The organism is Longibacter sp. (assembly GCF_051155795.1).
Taxonomy (GTDB): Bacteria; Bacteroidota; Rhodothermia; order Rhodothermales; family Salinibacteraceae; genus Longibacter.
This window is the reverse complement of the sequence record NZ_DAXETW010000116.1, coordinates 12,955-35,332: the sequence shown is the minus strand read 5'-3', so window position 1 is coordinate 35,332 and position 22,378 is coordinate 12,955. Positions and strand designations below refer to the sequence as shown.

General features: G+C 63.0%; 21 protein-coding genes. 13 read left to right on the top strand and 8 right to left on the bottom strand.

The genetic code is table 11. The annotated features are described in order from the left end of the window. Nucleotides 1–18 precede the first annotated feature (18 nt). The 3 genes from ACFCU0_RS12010 to ACFCU0_RS12000 form a co-directional block, all read right to left on the bottom strand. Nucleotides 19–237, bottom strand: coding sequence for a hypothetical protein (locus tag ACFCU0_RS12010; protein WP_434973916.1), 219 nt, complete (start codon nt 235–237; stop codon nt 19–21). 186 nt (nt 238–423) lie between these two features. Continuing rightward, complete coding sequence (locus ACFCU0_RS12005) at nt 424–2,433, bottom strand: PAS domain-containing sensor histidine kinase (RefSeq protein WP_434973915.1); 2,010 nt, start codon at nt 2,431–2,433, stop codon at nt 424–426. Between the two features lie 401 nt (nt 2,434–2,834). Next, the gene (locus ACFCU0_RS12000) at nt 2,835–3,029 is read right to left on the bottom strand and encodes a type II toxin-antitoxin system prevent-host-death family antitoxin (RefSeq protein ID WP_434973914.1); all 195 of its coding nucleotides are present in this window, start codon (nt 3,027–3,029) and stop codon (nt 2,835–2,837) included. Between the two features lie 563 nt (nt 3,030–3,592). On the opposite strand from ACFCU0_RS12000, the gene ACFCU0_RS11995 reads away from it, so the two are divergent. Beyond that, nucleotides 3,593–4,441, top strand: a complete 849-nt coding sequence (locus ACFCU0_RS11995) for a hypothetical protein (RefSeq protein WP_434973913.1) — start codon at nt 3,593–3,595, stop codon at nt 4,439–4,441. Between the two features lie 154 nt (nt 4,442–4,595). Here ACFCU0_RS11995 and ACFCU0_RS11990 read toward each other — a convergent pair whose 3' ends face one another. Continuing rightward, nucleotides 4,596–5,384, bottom strand: coding sequence for a hypothetical protein (locus ACFCU0_RS11990; protein WP_434973912.1), 789 nt, complete (start codon nt 5,382–5,384; stop codon nt 4,596–4,598). Between the two features lie 353 nt (nt 5,385–5,737). On the opposite strand from ACFCU0_RS11990, the gene ACFCU0_RS11985 reads away from it, so the two are divergent. Continuing rightward, nucleotides 5,738–6,907, top strand: a complete 1,170-nt coding sequence (locus ACFCU0_RS11985; RefSeq protein ID WP_434973911.1) for an alkaline phosphatase D family protein — start codon at nt 5,738–5,740, stop codon at nt 6,905–6,907. 72 nt (nt 6,908–6,979) lie between these two features. Beyond that, complete coding sequence (locus tag ACFCU0_RS11980; RefSeq protein WP_434973910.1) at nt 6,980–7,270, top strand: DUF3817 domain-containing protein; 291 nt, start codon at nt 6,980–6,982, stop codon at nt 7,268–7,270. A 42-nt stretch (nt 7,271–7,312) separates the two neighbouring features. Here the strand turns inward: ACFCU0_RS11980 and ACFCU0_RS11975 are convergent, their stop codons facing one another. Continuing rightward, a complete protein-coding gene (locus tag ACFCU0_RS11975) occupies nt 7,313–8,344 on the bottom strand; it encodes a peptidylprolyl isomerase (RefSeq protein WP_434973909.1) in 1,032 nt (343 codons plus the stop codon). Nucleotides 8,345–8,568: 224 nt separating this feature from the next. Here ACFCU0_RS11975 and ACFCU0_RS11970 point away from each other — a divergent pair, with 224 nt between their 5' ends. From ACFCU0_RS11970 to ACFCU0_RS11955, 4 genes are all read left to right on the top strand, one after another. After that, nucleotides 8,569–8,850 carry a hypothetical protein gene (locus ACFCU0_RS11970; protein WP_434973908.1) on the top strand — a complete coding sequence of 94 codons (282 nt, stop codon included), beginning with the start codon at nt 8,569–8,571 and terminating at the stop codon, nt 8,848–8,850. A gap of 356 nt (nt 8,851–9,206) precedes the next feature. Further along, nucleotides 9,207–9,890 carry an SAM-dependent methyltransferase gene (locus ACFCU0_RS11965; protein ID WP_434973907.1) on the top strand — a complete coding sequence of 228 codons (684 nt, stop codon included), beginning with the start codon at nt 9,207–9,209 and terminating at the stop codon, nt 9,888–9,890. A gap of 117 nt (nt 9,891–10,007) precedes the next feature. After that, nucleotides 10,008–10,946, top strand: a complete 939-nt coding sequence (locus ACFCU0_RS11960; protein WP_434973906.1) for a zinc metalloprotease HtpX — start codon at nt 10,008–10,010, stop codon at nt 10,944–10,946. 142 nt (nt 10,947–11,088) lie between these two features. Further along, nucleotides 11,089–11,448 carry a DoxX family protein gene (locus tag ACFCU0_RS11955; RefSeq protein WP_434973905.1) on the top strand — a complete coding sequence of 120 codons (360 nt, stop codon included), beginning with the start codon at nt 11,089–11,091 and terminating at the stop codon, nt 11,446–11,448. A 15-nt stretch (nt 11,449–11,463) separates the two neighbouring features. Here ACFCU0_RS11955 and ACFCU0_RS11950 read toward each other — a convergent pair whose 3' ends face one another. Further along, nucleotides 11,464–13,452, bottom strand: a complete 1,989-nt coding sequence (locus tag ACFCU0_RS11950; RefSeq protein ID WP_434973904.1) for a PAS domain S-box protein — start codon at nt 13,450–13,452, stop codon at nt 11,464–11,466. A gap of 31 nt (nt 13,453–13,483) precedes the next feature. Between ACFCU0_RS11950 and ACFCU0_RS11945 the strand changes: the two genes are divergently transcribed. Then, nucleotides 13,484–13,645 (top strand): hypothetical protein, encoded by a 162-nt coding sequence (locus ACFCU0_RS11945; protein WP_434973903.1) that lies wholly within the window; start codon nt 13,484–13,486, stop codon nt 13,643–13,645. A 123-nt stretch (nt 13,646–13,768) separates the two neighbouring features. Here the strand turns inward: ACFCU0_RS11945 and ACFCU0_RS11940 are convergent, their stop codons facing one another. Then, nucleotides 13,769–14,017 (bottom strand): type II toxin-antitoxin system Phd/YefM family antitoxin, encoded by a 249-nt coding sequence (locus ACFCU0_RS11940; protein ID WP_434973902.1) that lies wholly within the window; start codon nt 14,015–14,017, stop codon nt 13,769–13,771. 557 nt (nt 14,018–14,574) lie between these two features. Here ACFCU0_RS11940 and ACFCU0_RS11935 point away from each other — a divergent pair. The 5 genes from ACFCU0_RS11935 (at nt 14,575) to ACFCU0_RS11915 (ending at nt 21,647) form a co-directional block, all read left to right on the top strand. Next, nucleotides 14,575–14,769, top strand: a complete 195-nt coding sequence (locus ACFCU0_RS11935; RefSeq protein ID WP_434973901.1) for a type II toxin-antitoxin system Phd/YefM family antitoxin — start codon at nt 14,575–14,577, stop codon at nt 14,767–14,769. A 531-nt stretch (nt 14,770–15,300) separates the two neighbouring features. Continuing rightward, a complete protein-coding gene (locus ACFCU0_RS11930) occupies nt 15,301–17,667 on the top strand; it encodes a choice-of-anchor B family protein (protein WP_434973900.1) in 2,367 nt (788 codons plus the stop codon). A gap of 102 nt (nt 17,668–17,769) precedes the next feature. Further along, complete coding sequence (locus tag ACFCU0_RS11925) at nt 17,770–18,906, top strand: YncE family protein (RefSeq protein ID WP_434973899.1); 1,137 nt, start codon at nt 17,770–17,772, stop codon at nt 18,904–18,906. Between the two features lie 49 nt (nt 18,907–18,955). Continuing rightward, on the top strand, nt 18,956–20,797 hold the full coding sequence (locus ACFCU0_RS11920) for an FG-GAP repeat domain-containing protein (protein ID WP_434973898.1): 1,842 nt from the start codon (nt 18,956–18,958) through the stop codon (nt 20,795–20,797). Between the two features lie 109 nt (nt 20,798–20,906). Then, the gene (locus ACFCU0_RS11915; RefSeq protein ID WP_434973897.1) at nt 20,907–21,647 is read left to right on the top strand and encodes a hypothetical protein; all 741 of its coding nucleotides are present in this window, start codon (nt 20,907–20,909) and stop codon (nt 21,645–21,647) included. A gap of 39 nt (nt 21,648–21,686) precedes the next feature. On the opposite strand, the gene queF is transcribed toward ACFCU0_RS11915, so the two are convergent. Further along, nucleotides 21,687–22,187 carry a preQ(1) synthase gene (gene queF, locus ACFCU0_RS11910; protein WP_434973896.1) on the bottom strand — a complete coding sequence of 167 codons (501 nt, stop codon included), beginning with the start codon at nt 22,185–22,187 and terminating at the stop codon, nt 21,687–21,689. Nucleotides 22,188–22,378 lie beyond the last annotated feature (191 nt).

Genomic DNA, 22,378 nt, shown 5'->3' with positions numbered 1-22,378 from the left:
GCGGCGGATGTGCGACGATCAGCCGTTTCGTTGCCAGTCGACCACGATCAACACGCCCCCGACGACAACCAGTGCACCGGCCGCATATGAGGGGACCGGAATGCTCTGTTCTTCCTCTTTCTCTACTTCAACCGGGCCCGCATCGACCACCGTTTCCTGCGTGCTGAATGACACACTGGAAAGCAGGAAGCCGACGATGCCGAGGATAACGAGTCCAATGCCGATCTTTTTCATCACGAGCGCTCTATCTTGCCAGAAGATAATGTGCCGCGCCTACGACCCGTGACCGACCGTCGTTCGGGGGTTTGCGCGGCAAGATGGAACGAGTTTGTATGTCTATCCCGGCCCGATGGACGGTCAACGACGCGCATTCGGTGCGTATGCGCTATACACGGCACCCGCGTCCTCGAACGGCATGACCACCTACACCCGCTCCGCAAGCGGGAGCACGACGGTAAAGCGTGTGCCAACGCCTTTTTCGCTTTCGACGTCGATCGTGCCGCCCATCATCTCTGCGAGCCGCTTCGTGATGGCGAGACCGAGGCCGGCGCCCTCGTGGGTTCGGCCGACCCCGTCTGATTCCTGCCGAAACGCGTCGAAGAGGTGCGGAATGAACGACGGGTCGATGCCGACGCCGGTGTCCCGAACGGTAATGTGCACCGCCGATACGGAGGTACCGGCCTCCTCCGCCGAGAAGGTGACCCTCACATCGACGGCTCCCGCTTCCGGGGTAAACTTGATCGCGTTGCTGATAAGATTGGTCACGATCCGGTTGATCGCCCCTGGATCCAGCCGTCCGCGGACGTCAGCCTCCGGCGTTTCGACGGCCAGCGACACGCCGGCCTTCTCGGCCATGGGCGTCATCATCTCGACGGTCTCGCGCACGTTATCGGAGACGTTTACCTCCGTGCGGCGGAGCGAGTAGGCACCCGCGTCGAGCTTCGACAACTCGAGCACGGAGTCCAGCGTCTCCATGAGGCGATGGCTGCTCCGACGAATGGTCTCGGCAAATCGAGCATTCTCGTCGTCGAGCGCGTTCCGGAGAATTTCGGCGAAGCCTATGATTGCGGTCAGCGGCGTTCGAACCTCGTGGCTCATGTTCGCCAGCATGGCAGACTTCAGACGCGCAGCCTCCTCGGCCCGCTCCTTGGCGTCTCGCAGCTTTCGTTCATACGCCTTATGATCGGTGATATCCGTGTAAATGGCGTAGGCCTCGCTCTCCGCATCCGTGCTCCCCGGCTGAAGGGCGGCCCGGACCCGAAAGTCGCGTTCTTCCCCACCGGCGATGCGGCGCACCTCCGCGCGGACGGTGGATTCGTCGACGAGGGTGCGGTTGATCGCCGCGGCGTGTTCGCGCTCGTGCCGCGGAACGATGGCGTCGTGAAGGTCGCCCTGCTCGAGCTCCTCGGCTGAGATGTCGAAGACCGCTTCGAACGCCGGATTCAGGGTCTGAACCACGAAGGTGTCTTCCTGCGGGATGCCGTGCACGACCGGCGTTGGCAGATTCCGAAACAGAGTTGCCAGGCGGTCACGCTCTGCACGCAGGGCCTCCTCGTAGGACTCGCGCTCCGTATCATCGAACCCGAGAGCGAGCCGCCGTCCTCCAGGAAGCACGACGCACGTCCACTGCGTCGTAACGGTCTCCCCTGCAGCCGTGTGCATCTCCAGCGTGATCCACCGGGGGGGCGCGACCTTCACGAAGTCGACCGCGCGCTGGCGAACCGCCGGGTCCGGAAACAGGACCTCGACGAAGGCGCGTGCATCGGGAAGGTCTTCACGCTGATAGCCGGAGAGGGCCTCCAGCTCCGAGTTTACGTGCAGCATGTGGCCCGATGCGTCAAGCGTACAGCAGAGAAGAGGCGCATCGTCGAAGAGGGCCGGCAGGTCGTCGTGCTTGATCGTCGGCGATTCGCCTGCCTGCACGGCCGGCAGAGAGCAGCGTGCCAGCGGCGCCCCCGCCAGGGCGGCAACATCTTCAGCCCGCGCGGCCTGCTCCATCCACGCGTCACCGACGGCCTCATACGTGAGGCAAAGCATGCCAGCCAGCTCCCCGTCGCGACCGGACTGGATGTCTCTCGGGATCGGGATGAACGCCATGGCATCGACTCCATCCGGCAACGTGATGGTGGACAAACAATCCGTGCACTCATCGACGGTGGACGTAACCCCGCCGGTCCCTCGACGCAGGTAGCATGGTCCGCCGCCCTGAACCATCTCTGGGAGGTGGGATCGGACATTCGGCGGGATGCCCTGCGAGGCAACGATCTGCCGGTTGCCGTCGGCGAGCGCCGCACCGGTCGCTCCGGCGGCGTGTACCGCCAGCCGCACGACGCGCTGCAACCGGTCATCCGGGGGCGCAGATGTATCGCGGACCGGTTCAGGGGCCGAGGGTGTCGGCCCCGCCGGGGGCGAGGAAGGGGGTACGGAAACCATACGATCGAAGGGGGATGGCACAACACATGGACGGCCGCGGGGAAAACCGTCACGCGTACTACTCCAAGCGGGGGCGAGGACGCGCGTTTGATCCACAGAACACAGCAGCGCCGTCGGAGGCAGCAGATCGGATCTGGCCGATCATACTGTAGACTGTATCATCAACAAGCATTCCAAAAAGAAATATGCGACAAGAGCCCTTGCCACAATCCCGCCTCTCGCCTTCCGTGAACCGAGTCCGGTTCAGCGGGAACGCCTCGTGCACACCTTCTCCCCGTGTTCTCGTCCCGGTGCCATCACGCCCGGATATAGTCGTGCCCTTTCCATAACACCCGGCCGAAATCAGTCGGACGGACGTACAGAAAGGGCACAGAGGCGGCGCGAAGAAACGTCCGGTGGGCCTACAACTCGTCGAAGTCGACGGCCTTCGAAAGTTTCCGGTACAGATCCCATGAAATGAGAACGGCTTCGGGCGTATTATTTCGCTGAATCGCGATGCCGCGAGAACTCTTATTTACCGCGTCAATCAGAGCCGCCGTCTCCATGCGGATCTCGGTGACGGTAGCGATGGCGTCAACACCTTCAGTCTGGTACATCGTATACGGATTCTATGTGGGGAACGGGGCATGTGCCTGCGTGTGACGGCAACATACAAAAAGTGACAAAAAGAAATAAACACTGATCCCCGCACCCTACATGAGTATTTAATTTTTCACGTACATCTCTCTACAGATCGCGCAGTCCGCTTCCTGAGCGCATTTCGCTACTCATTTGTCGTGTCGAACGACGATTCAAGTTTCGCTGACGGGATAAATGGCCGTATCACGCCTCAAGGAGCCGTCGCATCTCGCCGGAGTGCGTGCCTGCGCAGTATCCCCGGCCATCGCCGGTGCCTATCCCGTGCGGCTTACATGGGTCAGACCTCAGGCAGAGACCGAGAGGCCACCTCCTGCGGATCGATGCGGCCTCAACAGGTGCGACCATTCGATCTGTGCTGGCCGACCCGACATTCTATGACAGTAAACGGACGCGCGACGCGGACGCGGTGGAATCCGCCTCCGGGCGCGACCTCGTATCCATCAGAATCCGGTGTTACGCATAGGCGTCAAGATGCGGCCATCTATGTGCGCGGAGTCAAACTATATTTTACAACTCAAACATGCTCAACGTCTTTCGCACGTCCGTCTATCCTGTTTTACTGGCCGCCTTGATGACGCTTGCAACCATCGGTCATCCTGAACCGATTGCAGCACAATCTACATCTGTCAATACCGATACGCTCGACGCCTCTGACGATCCGCAGGTAAACCGTAACTTCCTCCGCCCCACGGCCCGGCCGATCGGCGATGGCGACGTGTACGTGTCCCTGACGAATCTCCTCTTTCCCCAGGTCGGCGTCGGCTTGACGGATGACGCCAGCCTCGAGATCGGTGCCTTCGCGGCCCCCTCCGAGGATTTTTATCCCGATCTCGCCATCCAGATTCGGCCCAGCCTGCGGATTCACCGGCAGCAATCCGTCGACGTGTCGCTCGACGCGACCGCCGTCATTACGAAATCGGACGCTTTCTTCGGCGGACACGACTGGTCTCTGGAAATGCACCCGCGGCTGCTTCTCACGACCGGATCCGATCGAGCGAGCCTGACGGCGGGCCTCGGCGTTCCGCTCATCGCAGAAGGCGGAGAGGTTAATTCCATCACCACGTCGTATCTCGACATCCTTGCCGCCGGACAGGTCCGCCTGTTCCCATGGATGAAGTTGATCACGGAAACCAACATCTTGCCGGGTTACCGCGAACGCTTCCTGCTGTTCGGCTTCACCTCCTCCGGACGCGTACAGACCGCCACCTTCGAAAACGAGACGACGCGCGTACTCACCACGAACGGCTTTCGATTCTACGGCGACCGTTTCTCCGCCGACGTGGCCGTGGAGGCAGATGTGTTCTTTAATCCAGTGCTGGAGGAAGACCTCTCGCTCGCCCCCGTTCTCCGATTCGCGTACCGCTTCTAGCCCGCCCTCGCCCCCCTGTAATACCGGCGCGCCACCCGGTACACGACCGCACCCCCCCGCCTCCTGGTGAGAGACGAGGGGGTGCGGTTGGTCTTGGTAAACCGGACGACACATTCGCCCGGACGGGACGAGCAGCTCTGGTGAGCCGATGGCTCTATTCGAAGATGCCGTCGGGCAGGTCCGTGTTGACCGCGATGCTCTGCACGCGAATGACCATCGGCTCCCCGCCGGCCATCGCCTCCATTCGCTTCATCTGGTCGCCCATCATCTGCTCCATGCGTTTGCGCTGCTGCTCGGGCATCTGCTCCATTTGCTGCTTCAACTGCTGCATCTGCTGCCGCTGAGCCTCGGACATCTCCGCCTGCATTTCCATGATCCAGGGCATCGTCAGACCGTCGGCGGTCCGGTAGTCCTTCAGGTTCATCGTCATTCCCTGCAGACCCTGCTGGCCACCTTCCCCCGTCATGTTCATGCGGTGAATGTGACTGTCGTCCACACCGATGAAATACCGAAGCTCGTTCATCGGCGCCATGTTGGGATCGACCTTCGCCGGATCGTCAACGCGAATGACGTAGCATTCGACGCCGTTGACCGTCTCCGTTCCCACGTACTCACCGTGCTCAGCCACGCGGTCGAGTTGCTCGTACTGGTTCTGGACGCTCTGTCCGCCCATCGGGGTGGACTGTCCCTTCAGCTTCGTCGATGTCTGAAACGCGAGCGGGCCGCCGGTCGCGTCTCGCTTGTAATACGTCGTGTGCATATCCGTCTCCATGACGTAATTGTCGACGCCGTCGAACATCTCAATGTAGTTCGAACGAACATCGCTGATAATGGAGGCGGCATCCTGCGCCGTCGCGGGCGTGGTCGTGCCGGTCACGAGAAGACCGGCACAGAAAAACACCAACAAAGACCGGCGCAACAGGGTGGTAGACCAGGATCGCATGGTTGAGATTGTCATCTTAAGGCAGGTGCAATGGAAGGGAGAAACGCATCGGAATCACGGAGCGCTTCGGCTCGCGCCGGGACACGTCGTTTGTAGGCGGTGCACACGGACATCACCGCCCTCGTATACAACTACGATGTACACAATAGCATGTTAGGTGTTTGCCCCGACCGGTAGGAAGAGCGTACTTCCCCGGGCGATGCGGACAAACCGGGCGTCGATCGGGGATGGAACGCAAGCATACGCTCGTCTGCGATAACGCACTCGCACACCAAATCCGTATCGCACCGGACCTTACCGGGCACCCGTAGCGTCCCCGTACCGGCCTTGATCGTGAACGAACGTCTTGACCGATGCCCCTTGCTTCGGCGTACCGCGTCCTGATCGTCCTCCTGCTTTCCCTGCTGATCGGCGTCGCCGGCTGCTCGTCCCCAGATTCCGCCGAGAAGCCCACCGCGGAGGCCGCGGATGATAGCACGGCCGGACCGACCGTGCAACGGATCGCCTTCGGATCGTGCAACGACCAGAACCGGCCGCAACTGCTCTGGGAGCCGATCCGTGCCGGGAAGCCCGATCTCTGGATCTGGCTTGGCGACAACATCTACGCCGACACGGAAGACATGTCGAAGATGCGCTCCGACTACGAGCGGCAACGCCGCCGTCCGGGCTACACGGCACTGCGGGAGTCGACGATCGTGATCGGCACGTGGGACGATCACGACTACGGCGTGAACGACGGGGATCGGACCTACGCCAAACGGGACAGCAGTCAGCAGCTCTTCCTTGACTTCCTGGACGTGCCGGGCGACGATCCGCGTCGCGACCGGGCAGGCGTTTACGCTGCGCACACGTACGGCCCCCCGGATCAAAGGGTGAAGGTTATTCTGCTCGACACGCGCTACCACCGGGATCCGCTGACCCGGGTCAATACACCCGAGCGGCTCTACCTCCCCGACACCACCGCCAGCCTTCTCGGGGAGGAGCAGTGGCAGTGGCTGGAACGGGAGCTTCGCACCTCCGACGCGGAGCTAACCCTTATCGGTACCAGCATCCAGGCCGTCGGAACGGAGCATCGCTGGGAAAAATGGGCAGATGTGCCGGCCGAGCGGGAGCGGCTCTTCGACACGATCCGCCGGAGCGGCACCCCCGGCGTGATCCTCATCAGTGGCGATCGCCACCGCGGTGAGCTGTCCCGGCATGACGACGCCGTTGGGTATCCGCTCTATGAGTTGACGGCGAGCGGCATGACCCATGCTACGCCTGCACCGGGCGAAACCAACCGGCACCGACTCGGCTCGCTGGTCGAGGTGCTCCACTTCGGCCGGATCGACGTTGCCTTCGACGCGCCCACGCCGCACGTCGTGCTCGAACTGCGGGGACGCGACAACGAGGTCCTCCTCGAACACCGCGTCGACCTCCACACCCTGCACGCGCAGGATGCCACGGGGGATGGGGAACGTCAGAATTTCGAACCCGCTGCGAAAATTTCCCGCGACGCGCCGGAGGAGGGGACCGCCCGGTAAGTGCAGGTCGTTATACCCGTGTCCGACCCAAGATCTTCGCGATCGACCTGCCCCTTCTCGACCTCTCCTGTCATGTCGCTTTTCTTCGCCTGGCGCATGAGCGCCATCATCGAAGGGATTTCCTACCTCCTGCTCCTTTTCGTCGCGATGCCGATGAAATACATGTACGGCATGCCCGAGGCCGTGAGCATCGTCGGCTCCGCACATGGCCTCCTCTTCGTCGTCTTCATGGTGCTGCTGGCGATCGTCTATTTGCGCGACACGATGACGTTTAAGCAATGCGTGATGGCCTTCATCGCCTCGGTCATCCCGTTCGGCGCGTTCGTCTTCGACCACTACATCCGCCAGCGCATCCCCGCGTAGGACGATTATCGACGGGACAGTCGGTCTATGGCGGACTGTACGTTAGCGCCGCAGATCAGCTTCTGTGATTGGGATGATCTCCGGGTTCATGCGTACCGTCACGTTTTTCATGAGACGCTCGATCTCGTTCCGAAACGCCTCCTGCACGCGCTCCTCCATGAGGGCGGTCTTCGCCTCCTCCGTTTCCAGCGGTGCGGGCGCCTCTGTGAGCTGGATGACGTGAAAGCCGTACTCGGTCCGGACCGGCTCCGGATACACGTCGGAGCTGTCTTCCATCGAAAAGGCTGCGTCGGCGAAGGGCTCCACCATCCGGTCCCGCGTGAACGTGCCGAGGTCGCCCCCGCGAGCGCCGGTCGGACCGTCGCTGTACGTCTCGGCGAGTCGCGCAAAGTCAGCACCGGCCTGCACGCTATCGATCAATGATGCGGCGAGGGACTGGAGCGAGTCTTCGACCGCCGATGTTGCGCCGGGCTCGATCTGAAGCAGGATGTGTCGCGCTCCAACCGTCCCCTGGTCCTGCGCATAGGCCGTGACGGTGTCGGCCGGAGGCGCGTCGAGGGTTTGCGACACGGAGTCGCGATAGGCGCTCATCCGCAGGCTCGCTGCAATCATCGAGCGCAGGGAGTCGGGGGACAGGCCTGCCTGCGACAGCGCATCCGCAAAGGCGGTGCTGTCCGCGAATCGTGCCTGCTGCTGACGGTACTGTTCGCCTACCGCTGCGGTGTCGACGCTGATGCGCTGAATCTCGTCGGCGTGGCTCGTCGTCATTCGGATCGCCTGTCCGAGCACAGCCTGGCGGTGCACCGCCGTTTCCTGCCCCGGCGGAATCGGGCGTCCCTGCGTAACGGACTGCAGCGCACGGTCGTAGGCCTCCGCACCGACCGTCCGCGTCGCGGCACCGTACGTCAGAATCAGTGCGGTCGACGAGTCGGCTACGGGCTCCCCGACGGTAAACGGCAGGTTACCGTCCATAGCGACCGTCCCGGGGGTCTGCGCGTGGACTGCACCGGCGCTACACAGGAGGACGGCGAGAACGCCGAAGAGAAAGGATGGGACGGATGCGAAACGGATCATGATCGGCGGGGAGACAAGTGGAGACATCGGTTCGCGTGGCACGACAGGTGCGCGACGGTGTTTCTCCAGCCGGGAGCATTCGATGGTCACTCTGTCATCCAGGCCTCCCGATCCGGTGTAATCCAGTGACAGACCGGCAACTTCATGGACGGGAGCACGCGTTACGTTTTATCCCCACGCGGATTTTCCCCACATGGACTCGTCCCACCACCCGAGCAGGTACCATGCCTACAATCGATTACGACCTACATCCGCTTGCGCTGGCCTTTGGAATCGTCTGTTTCCTCGTCACGTCCGGGCTCTTCGCGACGTTCTTCTACGTCGCGCTCCGCGGACGCTCCGAGGCGTCGACGTCGGACGCTCCGGACTTTGTCCCCCCGTCCGCACACGATATCGATTTCTCCTCGCCGCGTCACGACGCCTTTAACGCACCGGCCTATGATCGGGAAACGGGTGCGGACATCGAACGGGAGCTGTCCGAAGAGGCGGAGATGATGCCCTCGTGAGAGGAACGCAGCGCGCCGGGAGCCGCCTCCCCGGTCAAGAGAGCAGAGAAAAGCCGGCCGTCTCGGGCCGGCTTTTTTCATGCACCGACCACGGATCCGTCATTAACCACCACGCGGGCGCCACGTCGCGCTGAATGCTACCGATTCCGGATGACACCCGACAAGCGTCATGCTCCTTCGTGCCTATTCCACCCGAAGGGGGTTGTGCCCGCCAGGACGAACAGCACGGGCGTCGAATTCGGGAATCACGGACGGGTTCAGGCCAAACGACGAACGGAGGCCGGCCCGCGACGTACGCTGACCATTGATCGTCCGGTTGCAACCCGGCCCCTCCCCACTCACCGCCACGCTGCCCCATGACCCGACCGTGCCGACCCCGATCAGCGATTCCAGCCCTCGCGCTCGCTACATTCGTCCTGACCATTTTTGCGGCCATCGGCGGCTGTACCGCGGATCAGGAGGCGAATCGCCCGATGCCGGTTGACTCCGTCTACAGTCCGGGGACGCCCTACACGACGGACGTACCGTATGTCGCCACCCCGCAGAAGGTCGTGGAGCGAATGCTGGAGATGGCGAATGTCGGGGAGGATGACGTCGTCTACGATCTCGGCAGCGGTGATGGAAGGATGGTGATCACCGCCGCCCAGCAATACGGGGCACGCGGTGTCGGCATTGAGATCGTTCCGGAACTGGTCGAGCAATCTCGCTCCTACGCCCGCCTCGCTGGCGTCACGGACCGCGTCGATTTTTTCCGGGCCAACTTGTTCGACACCGACCTGAGGGAGGCGACAGTCCTTTCCATTTACCTGTTGCCCGAGGTAATCGAGAAGCTGCTCCCCAAAATCCGGCGGGAGATGGATCCCGGCGATCGCGTCGTTTCCCACAACTACGGCGATACCATCTGGCCGCCGGACCGAAGCGAGCGCCTCGGCCCGGATCACGTCATTCACCTCTGGACGATCCGGGACTCCACATCCGTTCCGCTGCCTTCGACGTCAGAGTCCACCTCCGAGCCGGGGGCGGCTCCTTCCGGCCGGTAGCTTCACGGTTGTAACATCGGTTTTGAACCGGCAGAGGAGCTGAAACCCCCGCTGCCGCCGGCGTAAAACGGGGCATTCCGAGCGGGACGTCTGCCGCGGATAGATTTCCCTGATGTGATGGCAACGAGCCCTGACCGGTTTCTTCTATCGATCGAGCAGACCCTCGACCGTTTCTCCATGCCGATGAATACGCTGAAAGTTGGCGTTTTACTGACCGTACTCACCCTTTGCTTCGTAGCGATTGGCGGCTGGCTCGGCGGAACCGGCGGAATGATCGTCGCTCTCGGCCTTGCCGTCGCCATGAATGTTGGCTCCTACTGGTTCAGCGACCGGATCGTGCTGCGCATGACCGGAGCGGAACCGCTGGATCCCCGCCAGGCACCCGACCTGCACGCGATGACGCGCCGGCTTGCTCGCAACGCCGGCATCCCCGTTCCCGCACTGTACCTGATCCGGGATCCCCAGCCCAACGCGTTCGCAACCGGCCGAAACCCAGAACGAGGCGTCGTCGCCGTCAACCAGGGACTTCTCGACCTGCTTTCACCGCAAGAAATCGAGGCCGTGATCGCGCATGAAATCGCGCACATCAAGCATCGCGACACGCTCACTATGACGATTACTGCCTCCCTCGCCGGCGCGATTATGACATTGATCAACATGGCGCAATGGTCGACCATTTTTTCCCCCAGTGACGAGGACGCGCCCGGGCTTCTGCCGTTGCTCGTAGCGGGACTGGTGACCCCGATCGCGGCGGCTGTGGTTCAGATGGCGGTCTCCCGCGCCAGGGAGTACGAAGCCGATCGTCGCGCCGTGGACCTCACCGGCTCACCGGCCGGACTCATCGGCGCGCTGGAACGACTCGAGTTTGCGGCACAGCGCGTCCCGTCTCGTAGCATGCGACAGGAAACGGCACACCTCTGCATCGTCAACCCGCTCACCGGAGGCCAGCGGTTTACCCGGCTGTTCTCGACCCACCCGCCGATGAACGAGCGGATCGCCGCCCTCCGTGCTCGCGCCCCCCACGGCGCCACCGGACGACGCGTGTCCGTCGCGTAGCCACCCCCGGGATCGGTCGCTGCACCATTTTTTGCCTCCAGTTGGCCGTGTGTTGCGGTTGACCGGTCGGGAGCCGGAGCCTCGACGACGTGCATCGGTTAGCGGTGGATGATCGCCCTCTGCGTACACCCGCCCTCGACTCATGCCGTCGCTTTCGATTATCGCCCTCGCCGCCATGTTCACCGCCGCGGGGATAGCGCACTTCATCTGGCCTGCCATGTTTGCCAGAATCGTTCCACCCTACCTGCCGGCCTCGATGGCGCTCGTATATATCAGCGGAGCGTTTGAAATTGCTGGCGGCATCGGCGTGCTGTTCCCGCAAGTCCGGTTCTGGGCAGGATGGGGTCTGATCCTCCTGCTTCTGGCCGTCTTTCCTGCCAACATCCACATGGCGCTCAACCCGGATGCCTTCGGCCGCATTCCTGAATGGAGCCTCTGGGCGCGGCTGCCGCTTCAATTCGTCCTGATCGCATGGGTGTACGTCGCCGCCTGCCGTCCTTGAGGCTGACCGATCAGATCACATGGACCGCGGCAGAAACACGCGGAACGTGCTCCCAACACCCTTCTCTGTGTCGACCGTAATGGCGCCGCCGATCATCTCGACGAGGCGGGCGGAGATGCTCAGACCGAGGCCCGTTCCTTCAAATGAGCGGCTGTAGCCAGTGGACTCCTGCTCGAACGGTGTAAAGAGGTGCGGGAGAAAGGCCTCATCGATCCCGACGCCGGTATCTTGAACGGCAATCTCGACCGGGAGCGACGACGGATCGGCACTCCCGGCGGTGATGCGCCCGTCGCGTTTCGCGGCCGCATCCCCGGTCGACGAGTGCCTGCGGCCGCGCGGTGCGTCCCGCGTTTTCCCGGAGCCCTCATGAAGGCGAAGGGAAACGGACACTCGCCCGGACGGAGTAAACTTCAGGGCATTCGAGAGAAGGTTGTTTACGACCCGCTCCAGTGCGCCGGGGTCACTGTAGACCACGATAGAGGTATCCGGAAGGTCGATCGCGATATTCAGCCCGTGCTGTTCGGCCTGCGGGCGAAAGAAGGACGCCGCCTCCTCCACCAGTTCGGCGACGTCGACGGGGCTCGGACGGACGCGAACGGTTTCACTCTCCAGCTGGGCATGATCCAGGACGGAATTCAGCGTGTGGAGAAGCCGTCGGCCTCCCCGCTGGATGTGCTGCACGAAGGGGCGCTGTGGGTCCGGGACCTCATTGGCCAGGATGTCGGCAAATCCGATCACGTTTGTGAGGGGCGTCCGGATCTCGTGGCTCATGTTGGCAAGAAACGCTGATTTGAGGCGATTCATCGTTTCCGCGTGCTCTTTGGCCCGAACGAGCCGGTCCTCAAACGACTTTCGTTCCGTCACGTCCCGCGACGTGGTGAGGAGCTTGACCACGCGGCCATCGTCGTCGGTCACGGGACGGGTCAGCGTTTCGAACCAGATCGAGCCGCCGTGGCGTCGCTGCATTCGAAACGTACCGCGCGCCCCGGAGGCGCCGGCCAGGACCGGCGCGTACGCTTCCGTCCATAACTGGTCGAGGTCGGCAGGGTGAACGATGTCGCTCAGATCGAGCCGCCGGAAGTCCGCCGGCGGGTAGCCGGTGAGCTGGTGAACGGATGGGCTGACCCACTCGATGCTACCGTCCAGGCGGTGCAGGCATACGAGATCGCGCATGTTCTCCGCCACCATCCGATAGCGGGTCTCGCTATCCTCAAGCTGCCGTTTTGCGCGGCGTCGCTCCGTCACGTCGACCGAGACGACCATCCCGGCGCTTACCCGACCGCCCTCGGCCCGTACCGGCACGAGTTGCGTTTCGTAGATTCGTCCCCGGTACTTGATTTCGTGACAGCTTGCTTGGCCGCCCAGAGCAGCCCGGTACGCCTTCCGGAGTTCGGCATCTGCGGAATCCGGGGCAAGGTGGCGGACGGGACGGCCGATGACGTCGGGTGGATTCAAGCCCACAGCGCGAAGCGCCTCGCCACCGGCGAGTTCCACCGTCAGATCGCGGTTAAACAGGAAGATGGCGCCGCTTGGAAAACTATCCACGAGCGCCCGGTACCGGGCTTCGCTATTCCGTGCGCGTGCATGGGCCTCCCGCTCCGAGGTAATGTCCCGTTGCACGGACACCCAGTACGCCGGACCTGCAGCCGCCACCTGCACGGGTGCGATGGTGCAGTGCGCCCAGAAGGTCGATCCGTCACGTCGGTAGTTCAGGATGTCCTCCGTCACGCGCTCGCCACGACCCATTGCCCGCGCAATCCGGTCCAGAGCCTCTTGATTCGTGTCCGGCCCTTTGAGAAGAAACAGCGTTTCGCCGATCACCTCGGACGCATCGTACCCGGTCATCTCCGTGAAGGCCCGATTGACGGAAACAACCCGGCGCCCGCGGCGATCTCTGGACGGATCTTCCAGCAAGATCATTGCCTCCCCTGCCTGGTCCATCGCCGCGCTCTGCAGGCGGTAAAGGGAGTTATCGTCCAATGGGTCGGGAAAATTGGAGACCATCGGGAGATCACAGGTCGAAACGTGTCCGGTCATGGGAGTCTCGTCTTACAAGCCGCGCAACGGAATCACGGAGCTGCAGCAGCCTGCAGACGCACCCACCCGACGGGTTGGACAGAAAATCCTCAACGGGAATGAAAACGGGACGAAGGGACCGCTACAACGGTTCCGGATTGCTGGAAAGGACGGGCGGTGAGCAGAAACAGGCGTCCGCTCTGATTTCAACACCGCCAAAACGGTACGAACTGAGACATCCCGCCCATCGGGGATGAGCGGGATGACGGGACTTCACCACGGCCGAGACGATCTACCGGGTACATCAGAGATTCTGGAGATCCACCCGGTCCTTTATCTTCTTATACAGATCCCACGAGATCAGGACGGCCTGAGGATCGTTATTCCGCTGAATCATGATTCCGCGCTTGCTTCCCTGTACCTGATCAATGAGTTCGGAGGTCTGGCTCCGAACCTCGGTAATGGTCGCAATGGCGTCTACACCTTCCGTCTTGTACATGGTCGACCGCTGCTTGAGTGGAAGAATGGCGAGCGCTTCCCCGCTAGATATCATAAATATAGATATATAATCAGGAGGAGTCAACTTTTATTGTGTCGTCATAGACTACGCCTTTAGTTAATGATCGAGTAAGACGTCGGCCACGCCACCCCGTCGTGACTGGCGCGGGTTCGAAAGAAAGGGAAGGCATACCGACCGGCGCGAGCGCCTACCGGGACCCGCATCGGGTAGGTGATGTCTGCCCGAGTCCAACGGTCCGACCAGGGGCCGGTGCTTCCCCGCGTACCGGATGGTCGATCTCCCGCGATCACGGCCGACCGGCACCGGGACCTGGCGGTAGTCACGCCCTTCGACCGACCGGCAGGGAACAGCAACGTATCCGAACGGAGATTTTGCCGATCACGGCAATCAGGCCCCTGAATCGCCGGAAACGGCCGTTTTAGAAGCCGGAATCAATGATTCACGGTCTCTTCCCAAATCATGCCGTGATTTTCTGCACTGTATTCACTGCATGAAACGCCGATTTAAGGATGACACGTGTATGTTTGTTGACAAAGGTAAAGGGCTGAGCCCTCTCACGTTTCCACAGATAGAAGACTCCACCAAGGGATATGTACCATACTGAAGGCGTCGATTCGGTCGCAACGATCACAGAGCTGCGGGCCGAGACGTCCGATCTGATTGATCACGTCCGGGACTCCAAGACCGGCGTATTGATTCAGAAAAACAATGAGCCGCACGCCGTGCTGATTTCCTGGGAGATGTACAAGTCCATCAAGGAAGAAGTGAATCTGGACCAACTGTAGATGGCAGCCCGCTTCCGCTGCCTGCGGACACGCACGAACGACTTGCTGGACCGCGTGTGTAGCGTAGGGACGCGTATGTACCGGTACACGTGCTACCGACACGCCGTCGGTGCCGCTCCCGTCAGGGGCGCGTTCCCACTGGGGCGCGTCCTTTTTTTGTTGACTCGTTTTCATCGATGCTCCTTTCGGTCGTGCGGGCGCGTCATTAGTCATTAGTCGCGTTCTGACGTCATGAGCGGCGGAACCGGGAGGCACCGTGTTGCTATACCTTTGTCGACATTGATGTACCGATCAATTTCCGCCGTCCCTCGTCTCGACGAGGCATTTGGTCGGCGTCGTGATGTATCGTGCCTCGTGCCCGTCCGACCGGTCCAAGCTCCGAATGAAACGTGATCTGTCGGTCGACGAAGGCATTCGCCCACCGGCCCGGTACGAAAATCGACGCCTCGACCGTTCATCGTCATGATGACCTGCCCGTCGCCAGCCGGCGCCGGCGTCCGCTTCCTTCCTCCAACCCCGTGCCCCTGATCTATGCGCACGTTATTACTCGCCCTCGTTGCGGCACTGCTGTTCGTGCCGGAAAGTCACGCTCAGCGCTCGACACCGTTCTCGTCAGACCTCGCCATTCACGGAGACGATGTTCTCGTCGGCGCCCCGTCCCACCCTCATGATTCCGGGCGCGTGTACGTGTTCTCACGCGACGAGGACGGCACCTGGAGCCGTGCCTCCTTCCTTCGCGCCGAGAACGGTGATCTCGAAGATGGCTTCGGCACATCCGTAGACGTTAGCGAGAACCGCCTCATCGTCGGTGCTCCCGGCGGCCAGGCCGCTTATATCTTCGAACGGGGCAATGACGGCGCGTGGCAGCAGTCCGCGCGCCTTGCCCCCTCCGACACGACCGAAGGCTACGGGACCCGCGTTGCGATTGACGGTTCGAGAGCCGTCGTGTCCGCAGCCACCGGCACCGGTCCGGGCAGCGCCTTCGTCTACGAACGCGGCGCAGACGGATGGGCCGAGTCGGCTGTCCTCACCGGCAGTGAGGCACGCGACGGATCGCAATTCGGCGCGGCCGTCGCGCTGAACGGCAATCATCTTCTCGTCGGCGCCCCGGCCAGCCAGAGCGGGACCGTCTATGCGTTTCGCTATGATGCGGAAGCGAATGCCTGGAATGAAACGGGACAGGTGACGCGGGACGCGATCCAGCGCGGTGCACAGTTCGGCGCCTCTCTCGCGATCCAGCGAAGCGCCGACGACGTCGTCCATCTCCTTGTTGGCGCTCCCCGTGAGGGACGCCGCACCGGTGCGGCGTACACCTTCGTATACGACGCCGAGGCAGAAACCTGGCGTGCCGGTGACCGCCTGCTCCCGTTCGACGGCGAGAGTCCGCACGCGTTCGGGACCGCACTCGCCTTCGACGGCAACGACCTTTGGATCAGCGCACCGGGCGCCTCTGATCGGGCCGGCGCGCTCTACCGCTTCGAACAGGGCGACGGCGACATGTGGGGCTCCGTCCGCCGGTTTGCCGCCAACGACGCCAAGCCCAATATCGGCCTCGGCGCCACCCTTGCAGCGTCCGAGGGGCTGCTGATCGCCGGGCAGCCGGGCGACGTGAACCGGTCGGGCACCGCGGCTGTCTTTACGGCCGGTGCCGACGGAGCGTGGTCGATGACCTCCATCCTCGATCCCGGCCCCTATGACGTACTCTCCCAGCAGACGGGGGATCGGGTCCGGTGCGAAGACGGAACGGCCGCGCGTTTCAGTTGCGAGCAGATCGATATGTCCGCATTCCTCCCTGTCCACGAGATCGGCGGGGGCCGCGGAAACGGCCTGAACGACATCTGGGGTTGGACCGACCCGCAGACCGGCCGCGAGTACGCCCTCGTCGGTCGCTTCAACGGCACCTCGTTCGTCGACGTGACCGATCCCGGCGCCCCGGTCTACGTGGGCGACCTGCCGATGACCGAAGGCTCGCGTGCCAACGTGTGGCGCGACATGAAAGTCTACCAGAACCACGTGTACGTCGTCGCCGACAACGCGGGTAACCACGGCATGCAGGTCTTCGACCTGACCCAGCTGCGCGACGTAGCCGCCGAAAACATGCCGGTCACCTTCGATCAGACCGCGCACTACGACAACGTCAACAGCGCGCACAACGTCATCATCAACGAAGACACGGGCTTTGCCTACATCGTCGGAGCCGGCGGTGGCGGAGAAACGTGCGGCGGCGGCCTCCACATGGTCGACATCCGCACGCCGGCCGAGCCCAGCTTCGCGGGATGCTTCGCCGACCCTTCGACGGGCCGCACGGGCACCGGTTACACCCACGATGCGCAGTGCGTCGTCTACAACGGCCCCGACTCAGAGCACCAGGGCAAAGAGATTTGCTTCGGCGCCAACGAGACCGCGATCAGCATTGCTGATGTGAGCGATAAGGACGATCCGACCGCCATCTCGACCGGCTCCTACCCCGATCACGCGTACGTCCACCAGGGCTGGCTCGACGCCGAGCACCAGTACTACTACGTGAACGATGAGCTGGACGAGATCAATGGACTGGTCGACAACACACGGACCCTCGTCTGGGACGTGTCGGACCTCGACGACCCGCAACTCGTCAACGAGTTTCTCCTTCCTGAGCGGTCGTCGGACCACAACCTGTACATCATCGGCGACGTGATGTACCAGTCCAACTACCAGAGCGGCCTCCGGCTCATCGACATCAGCAATCGGACCGAGCCGGTGGAGATCGGGCACTTCGACACGGTTCCGTTCGGGGACAACGGCCCCGGCTTCGGCGGGTCGTGGAGCAATTACCCGTTCTTCGACAGCGGCACGATCGTCGTCACCAGCATGAACGAAGGCCTGTTCATCCTGAAACGGTCGGAGCAAGGTCTTTAATCGCCTCACTCCGGTCCTGACCTCTCCTGCTGGACCTGCCGGCGGCGCGATGATCGCTGCCGCCGGTATTTTTTGTTTCATCCACGACGAATTCCTCTGATCATGACTCGACTTCTTTCGTTTGCCGCCGTACTGATGGCTGTTCTTCTCGTGGCCGTTGGATGTGCCACGGCACAGCCGAGCTCCACCGCTGACCAACAGCCCGACGCGGAGGACGCGGCCGCAACCGACGTTAGCCCCCGCATCTACGTTTGCAACCAGGGATCTGCGACCGTAACGGTCATTGACGCGACGACCCGCGAGGTTATCGAAACCGTCGACCTGCAGGCTCTCGGCTTCTCCGCCAACGCCAAGCCGCACCACGCCGTCGCCGAACCGGACGGATCGTTCTGGTACCTGTCCCTGATCGCGGAGAATACCGTGTTGAAGCTGACACCGGAGAATGAGATCGTCGGCCGCGTGACGATGGAAACCCCGGGCATGCTCGCCGTCCAACCGGAGGGGGATCTCCTCTTCGTCGGCCGATCGATGAGCGCGGTCAACCCGCCGAAGAGCCTGGGCGTCGTCAATCGCACGGATATGACGACGGACATGGTGGACACCTTCTTCCCCCGCCCGCATGCGCTGACGACGTCGGCTGACGGTCGACGCGCCTTCGTCGCGAGTCTCGCCACCAATCAGATGTTGTCGCTGGATGCGGACTCCCGCGAGGTGGCGCTCACGCGTCTCGGCGGCGACAATCAGACCCTCGTCCAGTTCGCCGCCACCCCCGACGGTAGCCTGCTGATCGGCGGCGGACAGGTAACCGGACAGGTCTTGTTTTTCGACACGTCCGACCCGGCGAACATCACCGTGACGGACACGCTCGACGTTGGCAGCATGCCGTGGCACCCGGTCCTTTCGCCGGACGGCCAGACGGCCTACGTGCCGCTCAAAGGCGCCGACGCGGTGTCGGTCATTGACATCGAAGAGCGTGAGGAGATTCACCGCATCACCGGTACCGGCCTTTCCCAGCCGCACGGCTCGGCCCTTTCCCCGGGCGGCCGCTTCCTCTTTGTCACGAACAACAATCAGAACGGTGCCTACACGCCGACCGGCGATGACCCGAAGATCGGCACCGTCGTCATTATCGATACCGACTCGCGAGAGATTGTGAATGTGATCGAGACGGGCCGGAATCCGACGGGCATCGGCACATTCGGCGGGCAAACCGCCTCCTCCCTGCCGGTCGCGCCGTAAGCGCGCCGCATCGCCTCCCTCGATCGATTCCGTCCCCTTTCTCCGGTTTATGATGCTCCCGGCATTGCCCCGTCCCGCACGCCCCATCCTGCTCGCCGTCTCGATCCTGATCACTGCCGGGCTGGTTGCCGGGTGCGGGCCACAGGGCGTCGCCCCCTCCGGGGACGGCGAGCAGCCGGACGAGACGTTCACGCGGGACGTGTCGCCCTTTCCGGTGGCCGACACGAACGGCCGGGCCATCGCGCATCCCTTCCTGGGCGGCCTGAACGTTCCGCGCCCACAGCTCGTCGACATCGACGGCGACGGCGACCAGGACCTCTTCCTTCAGGAGGACACCAACGAACTGCGGTTCTTCGAACGCACGGCCGTCGACGGCGACAGCACCCGGCTGGTCTGGCGCACGGATCACTACCGCGAGCTGGACATCGGCGAGTGGTTTCGCTTTGCAGACCTGGACGGAGACGGCGATCACGACCTGCTTGCCGAACAGCCCTTCAGCTACATCCGGCTGTACGAAAACACGGGCACGGACGGCCAACCGGACTTCTCCCTCGTGGCGGACACGCTCAAGACGACCGACGGAGAGCCGATCTTCTCTGACCGGCAGAATATCCCGACGGTCGCGGACGTAGACTGCAACGACCGGCTGGACCTGTTTCTCGGGCGACTGGATGGGACGGTCGATCGGTACGAGGCCGCCGCACCGATGCAGCCTGGCAACATGCCGTCATTCGACCTCGTGACCGAAAAGTACGAGGACATCGAGATCGTCAACCAGATCGGCACGCTGCACGGAGCCAACACGCTTGCCTTCGCCGATCCGGACCAGGACGGGGACCTCGACCTCTTCTGGGGCGACTTCTTCGAGCCCGGCCTGTTGCTGATTGAGAACCGGGGCGCCGTCTGCGAGGCCCCGGACCTGCGCAGCACCCCGCGCCCGTTCCCCCCGGAAAACCCGATGAGCACCAGCGGCTACAACGCACCAACCCTCGGTGATACCGGGGGCGACGGCGACCTCGACCTGCTGGTGGGCGTTCTGGGCGGCGCCTACGACGCCACGACAACCCTCGTCGACAACCTGTACTTTTACGAACACGAAGGGGATCGGTACGACCTGCAGTCACGGCAGTACGTCGGCGGCATCGACGTCGGAAACGAAAGCGTCGGGGCGGCCGGGGACATCGACGGGGACGGCGACCTTGACCTGCTGCTCTCGAACAAGATCGAGCCGTCGACCGGCGTGTCGTCGCAGGTACGAAGGCTGGAAAACGTAGGCTCCGCGTCGGCCCCCGCGTTCCAGATGCGCGGCATGCTCGACCTGCCGGACGCCTACCGGTATGCCCCGGCACTGGGCGACCTGGACGGGGACGGCGATCCCGATCTCGTCCTCGGCACCTGGACCGGCGACCTGTTTTACGCCGAAAATGAAGGAGGCAACTTCTCGATTCGGGAAAGCCCGATCGCCAGCATCCCTCGCGGCAGCAACGCCGTCCCGACCCTCGGCGACCTCGACGGGGACGGCGATCTGGACCTGCTCGTCGGTGAAGGCTCCGGGACGATTAACCACTTCCGGAACGAGGGCACGCCGTCCGACCCGAACTTCGTCCTGGTCACGGAAGACCTCCCCGGCGTGTCGGTCAAGGCGCGCAGCACTCCGCACCTGACGGATCTCGACGGTGACGGCCGGCTGGATCTGCTGGTCGGCTCCGAGCTGGCCGGTATCACCGTCTACCGCGGTATGGGTGACGGCACGTTCCGGGACGATGGACCGCTGCCGGTCGATGCGCCGAAGCTGACCGCTCCGTTCCGGGCAGACCTCACCGGCGACGGCACGGCGGACCTTCTGAGCGGCGGGGATGGCGGCGGACTCCTCTTCTGGCGGGGACGGTGACTCCCCGAACGGGGAGCGTGTGACCGTTGAACGGTTCCCCGGACTTGTTCTTCTCGGGGCGTGGTGATACCCTTGAGAAGACCCTCGTCCGTCGAACGCCCCGAGATCTATGATCATTCGCCCCTCCGCGCTGTTCTGCGCCGTGCTGCTTGCCGGTCTCTTCGTCGCCTGCTCCGGCGCCGAAACCACCACCGACGAAAGCGGCCGTCCCATGCCGTCCGAGAGCGCAGCCGAGGACGCCATCGAGGAGTCACTGATGTCGTTCAACGACGCGTGCATCAATCCACAGGCGCTGTCGCAGGGGGAAACATTCCCCGTCACGCTCATTGAGCCGGATACGACGCGCCCGACGGTAGCCGTTCGTCAGTTTCTAACGCTGGAAGACGCCGGCCTCGTGGCCTCGAACCGCGTCGTCGACGACCGCGGGCTCGTCAAGAACACGTTCACGCTCACCGACGACGGGCAGAAGTCGGTGCAGACCGTCTACCAGTTTCGGGGATGGCGGTCTGCCCTCTGCTACGCCACGCCGGAAGTTACGCGCATCGACACGATCTTCGCCCTTCGCCAACCGGCACAGCAGCCTCTCGCCGAAGTTCAGTACGCCTACCAGCGCACCGACCTCGAAGACTGGGCCCGGCGCGACGACATCCAGCAGAATTACCCGGACGTGCGCGATGTTCTCCCGACGATGAACCAGACGGAAACGGCGCGTGAAACCGTTGTGCTAACCGGCAACGGATGGCGTTCCCTCCGTGTGATTCGCCGGACGGATGATGCGAACGAACCCGTCCCGGGGCAGGACGCTCCACCGGAAGCCACTGAGGATGCATCTAACATGCGGGAGTGGTAACGCCATGCCGCGCGTGCGGCATCCGGTCCGCGACACCGCTCATTGCTGTCGTGAGTCGATTGTGCACGTGGTGTTGATGCCCCCGCGCACGTTGTACTCCGTGGTAACGACCAGATACTCCGGGTTGTCGAGGTGTTGCATCAGGTCGTCGAAAATGATCGGCGTCAGGTCTTCCTGCGCCGCACCGACCTGGCGCCACGAGACGATGTAGTATTTCAGGCTCTTCAGCTCGACGATCCAGTCGCCCGGCACGTACTCGATGCGGAGCGTGCCGAAATCGGGGAGTCCGGAGAACGGGCAGAGCGCAGAAAATTCGCCCGCCTCCGTCTCATACGTGACCACCTGACGCGCGTCGTGCTCGTACGGAAGCCGTTTGATCTCCTCATTTCGTTCCGACGGCGGAAGAAACGGTCGCACCTCCCCTTCCGGCTCGATGCCGTATTGCTTCATGTGATCGAGTGCCAGACGCGTGTGCCGGACGGCCTGTTCTTCCAGGTCCTGGTAGACCTTTTCCAGATCGCGGTCGTTCGAGGAACTCATAGGGTCGGTGGGTTGGCGGGAAAGGACGTACGGGCGCCGCGCATCGACGGCGGAACGCTCCATTCTGCGTGATCTTACGACGACATCCACGTATGTTGTTGAGAAACCTGTGATCGCACCGTCCGGTTCGCCGCCGCGAAGGAATTCCGTCCCCCTTCACCGCGGCTGCCGCTCGACGCACCTCGTCTATC